Here is a 4,989-nt window from a genome sequence, read left to right as displayed (position 1 = left end):
TGGACGCGGGATCGTGCTGCCTTGCCGACTCGGCTGGAACGCCGTCCCTGGACGCGGGATCGTGCTGCCTTGCCGACTCGGCTGGAACGCCGTCCCTGGACGCGGGATCGTGCTGCCTTGCCGACTCGGCTGGAACGCCGTCCCCGGGGGCACAGATGGCAGCACTCCCTCCGGCGGCGCCGGAGGGGCCGGCAACGACTGCGGTACCGGGCCGCCCAGATCCTGATAGAGCCGCGAAAGAAACTGCCATAGGTTGGGATCTAGGCCAGTATTGGCATTGTACACCGATTTGACGAAGAACTCTGCCACAAATTCATGAATGGAATCTCCCTGCTGCGCATATCGACTCACGCTGCCGAGAGCCTCCCACGCCTGTGGATCTCTCAGCGCCGTATGCCACAAATCCAGTTCAAGTTCGCGGTTCTGAGTTCGATGGAGGATATGGCCGATCTCGTGAACGATTCCGGCGACCGCCGGTTCTTGTGAAATGTCACTAAACGAGAATGCGCGCTCAGGTTCGACCTGCCTCCTAGTGACAAGCTGCGGGTTAATAAATATCGAGTAAGCGCCCGAAGCCATAGCAAGCCCATCAAAGTGCGGATTGGCATCCTTTTCGATGACCAGCTGCGGAGGCAGTCTTCTCCCTGGACTCCTCACGTCGATACGCAGGGACCTTACATACTTAAGAAGCATGAGCGTAAACGGGGGGACATTATATCCCGCCGCGTTAACCATTCCGATCGCGCGTGCCGAATGCCCGAGAATGGTCGCTTTCAGGTCCGCCGGCATGCTCGGATCGGAGACGACATCAATCGCGGTGCCACCGAGATCGATCGTCTCCTGTATCCACTCGTCGGGATCCATGTTGACGTCGCGCTTCGACGTTTTGTCCGCACGGTTTAGATAAGAACTGATTTCTGGATACCTGCGCCACAGGGTATCATTCATAAGCCCCATCAGTTCCCGGTCGGACAGCCTTCCGCTCATCCGCACACCTGCATTGTCGCGGGACCAGTTGACTAGTTCATCCGCCTCATCTCTGATCTGCTTATTAATTTCCTTGCGTATTTTGCTAAAATCGCGCTCGGTGAAATACCGTACCAGTTTCTTTTCGGTTATGTCGGTCAGTGTCAGTGGGAGCCGGAAGACGTGTTGCGCCAGACGCTGGTCTAGCGCATAAAAATACCCATCTTCTGGCTTGGGCTGGCTCGGACGTTGCCTAGCACCCGACCAAACAGGGGGGCGCTGGGCCGGAGGGACGGCGACCGGCGGATTGAATGGCGCCGAGGAGGGCCCGGCGCCAGGCGTGACGTTGGCCGGTGACCAGCCGGGCTGAGACCGGGCTCGCGAACTTCCGGGGTTACGCGACGAACCGCCGGGATACATGCCAATGCGGGGGTCGGCGGCGTCGAAGATCGAACGTGCGGTCGAGGCCGACTCGACAGGCAAAGGTCCGGGGAACTCTCGCACCCGTCCCATTCCAGAAACGATCAATGCCCGCGTATGAATCGGTGTTCGCAGCTGAGGGGATGCGTCCGGCTGGATGAGGGACTGTAGTCCTGGCGCGGTCGCCGGGTGGACCCGCTGTGCGGGTTCGGTGGCTTGCGGGTCGGCTACCTGCAGGCCTTGAGCGGTGTTAACCACGGCGAACGCGTGACCGATTCCACCAGGGACACCCACCGTCACGAATGCGACAGCACCCGATCCGGTTTCTTCGACCTGTTCGAACAGCCCGTCCCAGGTCTCCACGGCCACCCAGTCATCAGGACGGCCCAACGAACGCCGGGCGGCGGAATCAGGCGCAACCACTGCACCATCCAGCGCACGTGAAGACGCGATACCACGGGGGAACAACTCACGAGCCAACGCCTGCAGCAGCACCGAACACAATTCGTCTCGGGCTTGAACCGCCCCCGCCGACAGGCGATCGGAGACCACACCCAACTGGCCATCGATCTGCGCCACGACCGCAGTGACGTTGTCTCGCAGTTCGGTGAGAGTAATCCGTCCCGGCACATCGGGCAGCGCCGTGACCCGGGCAGCCACCTGCTCGACCAATCCACGCCGGGAATCCTCGTCGCGACCGATGTGCGGGCCGGCGGTCTGCGCCTGTTGCGTAGCCTCCAGGCCATCGGTATCGGCATCGGCATCGGCATCGGCATCGGTGTAGGCGTCGGTGTCGTCGATCGCGGGAGGAGGCCGATCAAGCCCCTCTGATACGCCTTCCGCGACCCGGGCGTCCAACGAATTGCGTCGAGGACTCGGCGGAACGTCTTCGTTCGGGTTGGCGGTTTGCGGTGAGGCCACCGCCTCCACGGCGGGAGGGACCAAGCCCCTCGAAGTCTCGTTACGGAACGCTGACGGCCCCAGCCTCGGCGCCGTGGCTCCGGACGCGTCCTGACCGGCGGCTTCGGCGGCTCTCGCGCTTACTGGGTCAGTACTCGGCGATGGATGGTCGAGGTGGATCCGGCGGTCATCGGGGGAGATAGTGCCGGAAGCCGAAGGTATGTCGGTCGGATCGGCTTCGTCATGGCTGTGAGCCGCTGCGGATGCGCTGGTGGTGAGCGTGCCAATGCGGATCGACGGGCCGCGGCCGTTGGCGGGGGTGAGGAAGAAGGTGGTGGAGTCGGTATGCGTCCGGTAGGGCGGGAGCGTTTCCATCTTGAGTGCTTCGGACAGGGTGTCCCAGTTCTGCACACGGCCGATCCAGCCGCTGTCGCCGAACAACACCGCACCGTGGGCGGTGTGGAGGAAGTCAGGGCCATGGCGGACCCACCCATCGGCGGACAGCTCCAGGCCGTCGGGCAAGATGATGCGGCCCGTTGAGGTGACGGTGTAGGAGAATGAGTCACCACCGGAGGTCGGGGTGCGGCTGCTCCCGCCTGGCTCCCTGGCCGGGAACGGTGCCTCGAACGTGTACACCGTCTTGGCCGGTTCGAGTGGCAGAGCGTCGAGGGCGCCGTGGAATTCATCGAGCTCAGGGATGGAGTGGCGGTTATCCGGGGCCCGTCGCCGTTGATCTTGTGCGGAACCTCGTTCGGTGATGTCCAGAGCGATCTCATGACCGACCGGCCACCTGAGCACCAGCGGATCATCCACCCGCAACCCACCGGTCAGGCCCCTGGTGGATCGCCCACCCGGTCTTGCTTGTTCCTGGGATGGTTGGACGGATCGCCATAGGGCTTCCAGGTGGGCCGCAGATCGTGATGGAGAGGACTCCCACTCCGATACGGCGGCGTATTCGCGGCGCGCGATCTCAGCGAACATTATATGGTGCTGCCGGGCCGTTTCGATGTTGACACGTTCGGCTCCGAAATGCCGGATCTCGATCACTGCCTGCGGAATCCGTAGCAGCCCGTAATGATCATCGAGATTTCCCACAGTGGTCATCTCGAAAATAGTGGAATGACTGATATTGGCATCATACCTTTGCGCTAGGGCGGCGCAAAGGTAGTCTCTGATGGTTCCATTATGTAGTGGCATTCTTGTATCCAGGACATCATATTCCTGGGACAGCCAAGCCTGGGTTCTATTTTCGTAGCGTGTACGGAAACTGTCGAGAGCGTAATTTATGTCCGCATCTAGGTAATCGCGGACATCCTGTCCGAGTCCGTTCAGAAGGACGGAAGGGTCGTTTCGGGAGATCACATCGAAGTTCCGCTTGAGGATGTGGTCATCTTCGCTCATTTTGACGATTGCGTTCACCATGCCGGCGGCATGGATGTAAGCCAGTGCGGCGACACCCCATAGCGCTCTGACCTTCGGGATGGACCCAAAGTGGTTGGCCAGCGTTTCCGGATCCGGGGTCCAAGCTACTTGCCGCCGCTCTTTGGTGGCCCACCAGCGAACGAATCGGCCGGCCAAGTCCTTTCCGAATCGGAGACCGTCGGCCATTGTGTCGCGGTTAACCGCGTTTGTCGCTCGTTCTGGATACGATCCCGTCAGTATTCGGTTCAAGATCACGGGCAGCCCCGCGAGTACGACACCTTGCGTGTGGTGGACGTGCAGGCCTGTCGACTCGCCGACGACGGGCGGGCCGATGAACGATGCACGGCCCAGGTCCGTCAATTCGTAGCCGTATTCGGGGCGAAATATCTCGCTCAGCGGGACGGGCGAACCGTTACCGTCCCCGAAACGGCGTGTCAGTTCATTTTCGGTCCGCTGGGTTTCGTCGAATATCGGATCTACGGGCGGGTATCCGGCTTCGTCGTAGAGCGTCTGCAAGGGGCCTGCGATGCCTTCGATGATGGCCACGGGGTCCCATTTCCCGCGGGCAACCCCTGCGCGCGCAGCCATTTCTTCGGTTAGGTAAAAATTGCCATCCGATCCCTGGAAATAGGATTTTATTTCTACTTCGATGCGGAGATCGAGCCACGAATGCGTGGCAAGGGTTTTTTTGTGGTAGTCTGACGCATTTTCTTCATCCTGAAGAGGCAAGAAGATTTGCCAAAAACGCTCGAACTCCGGTCCGGAACCCCCGCCTTGGAGCCCGTAATTACGACCACTGATCTGGTGGGCTACCCATACCGCCCGACCTTTCAGATCGGTCGGCGCCTTTGCCGAATCAACAGGCTCACGACGCCCAGCCGGAACAAAGACACCGTTGAGTACGCGTTGGACAACATCGGCATCGACTGGCCCTTCTTTCCACCCCAACTCAGCGAGTGCCTTATTCACCCTATCGACCAGGTCCCCCATCGCGTCGATAGTCGACCGCATCAACGGCCCGGCGGCCGCCTGCCCCGAAGAGTCGGCCTCCGGCACACTCTCGGACGCCTCCTCGAACGAGGGAAGCGCCGGAAAGTGTACCGCCGCCCCCGGAGCGATGGCCCCGGCCTCGCCATCCACACGGTCGTTGCGGTCGGTGTGGGGTGCCGGGCTTTGGCCGGTGGTGGGCTGGCCGGTCCAGGAGTCGAGTGCTGCTTGTAGTTTCTGCCGCTGGTCCGGGTCGTTGGTGGCGGCGATCGCCTGGTCTAGCCCGCGGGTCAT

At 61.5% G+C, this 4,989-nt stretch carries 1 protein-coding gene; it reads right to left on the bottom strand.

Annotated elements, in window-relative coordinates; all coding sequences use genetic code 11:
- Positions 1-4,989, bottom strand: a 4,989-nt coding sequence (locus tag AB0I04_RS54850; protein ID WP_360904928.1) for a toxin glutamine deamidase domain-containing protein, incomplete at both ends; no start/stop codon positions are given.

It is taken from the genome of Actinoallomurus sp. NPDC050550 (genome assembly GCF_040655075.1).
In the GTDB taxonomy this organism is placed as follows: domain Bacteria; phylum Actinomycetota; class Actinomycetes; order Streptosporangiales; family Streptosporangiaceae; genus Actinoallomurus.
The sequence above is the reverse complement of the archived record's forward strand: the minus strand, read 5'-3'. Positions and strand labels throughout refer to the sequence as shown.